The sequence below is a fragment of the Hydrogenophaga sp. genome (assembly GCF_051007235.1).
Taxonomy (GTDB): domain Bacteria; phylum Pseudomonadota; class Gammaproteobacteria; order Burkholderiales; family Burkholderiaceae_C; genus Hydrogenophaga.
Window position 1 is genome coordinate 1 of record NZ_JBPCSJ010000503.1, and the last position, 1,725, is coordinate 1,725.

Annotated in this window: 1 protein-coding gene; it reads right to left on the bottom strand. The window is 66.4% G+C overall.

Annotated features, from left to right (window positions below; all coding sequences use genetic code 11):
• Positions 1 to 53: 53 nt before the first annotated feature.
• A partial coding sequence (locus ACR2JA_RS17800; protein WP_434010405.1) for a sodium-translocating pyrophosphatase occupies positions 54 to 1,725 on the bottom strand: 1,672 nt, incomplete at its 5' end.

Consider the following 1,725-nt stretch of genomic DNA (forward strand, 5'->3'; position numbering starts at 1 on the left):
GCACCATGCAAAAGGCCCGCCAAAGCGGGCCTTTTGTTGTCGAGCGAAACCGTTCAGGTCGCCATCGGCAGCAGCGGCACGATCAGCAGGGCCACGATGTTGATGATCTTGATCAGCGGGTTCACGGCCGGGCCGGCGGTGTCCTTGTAGGGGTCGCCCACGGTGTCGCCGGTCACGGCGGCCTTGTGCGCTTCAGAGCCTTTGCCGCCGTGGTGGCCGTCTTCGATGTACTTCTTGGCGTTGTCCCAGGCGCCGCCGCCGGTGCACATGGAAATGGCCACGAACAGGCCGGTCACGATGGTGCCCATGAGCAGGCCGCCCAGCGCCTTGGGGCCCAGGAACACGCCTACCAGGATCGGCACCACCACCGGCAGCAGGCTGGGCACGATCATTTCCTTGATGGCCGCACCGGTGAGCATGCTGACGGCCTTGCCGTATTCGGGCTTGGCCGTGCCTTCCATGATGCCGGGGATCTCCTTGAACTGGCGGCGCACTTCCACCACCACCGCGCCGGCGGCACGGCCCACCGCTTCCATGGCCATGGCACCAAACAGGTAGGGGATCAGCCCCCCGATGAACAGGCCGATGATGACCAGCGGGTCGCTCAGGTCGAAGGTGACGTGCTGACCGACGGTTTCGAGCTTGTGGGTGTAGTCGGCGAACAGCACCAGCGAGGCCAGGCCGGCCGAGCCGATGGCGTAGCCCTTGGTCACCGCTTTGGTGGTGTTGCCCACCGCGTCCAGCGGGTCGGTGATGTCGCGCACGCTGCTGGGCAGTTCGGCCATCTCGGCAATGCCACCCGCGTTGTCGGTGATCGGGCCGTAGGCGTCCAGCGCCACCACGATGCCCGCCATGCTGAGCATGGACGTGGCCGCGACCGCGATGCCGTACAGACCCGCCAGGGAGTAGGCCACCATGATGGCCACGCAGACGAACAGCACTGGCCAGGCGGTCGAGCGCATCGACACGCCCAGGCCCGCGATGATGTTGGTGCCGTGGCCGGTGGTTGAGGCCTGCGCGATGTGCTGCACCGGTTTGTACTGTGTGCCGGTGTAGAACTCGGTGATCCAGACCAGCGCGGCCGTGAGCACCAGGCCAACGGCGCAGGCGCCGAAGAGCTTGAGCTGGCTGCCGGCCGCTGCGATCGCGTTGTCGGGCATGATGGCCGACGTCACAAACCAGAAGGCGATCAAGGACAGCACACCGGCGATGGCCAGGCCCTTGTAGAGGGCCGGCATCACGTTCTTCATGCCCGGCGTGGCCTTGACGAAGAAGCAGCCGATGATGGACGCGATGATGGACACGCCACCCAGCACCAGCGGGTACAACACCGCCTGCATCGGCGCCGCCGTCACCATCAAGGCGCCCAGCACCATGGTGGCGATCAGCGTGACCGCGTAGGTTTCGAACAGGTCGGCCGCCATGCCGGCGCAGTCGCCCACGTTGTCGCCCACGTTGTCGGCGATCACGGCGGGGTTGCGCGGGTCATCTTCTGGGATGCCGGCTTCCACCTTGCCCACCAGGTCGGCGCCCACGTCAGCGCCCTTGGTGAAGATGCCACCGCCCAGGCGCGCGAAGATCGAGATCAGCGAGGAGCCGAAGGCAAAACCGATCAGCGGGTTGAGCAGCTTGGCCAGGTTCTTGTCGGGCGTGAGGTTGCCGTTGCCCACCAGGAACCAGAAGAAGCCGGCCACGCCCAGCAGGCCCAGCCCCACCACCAGCATG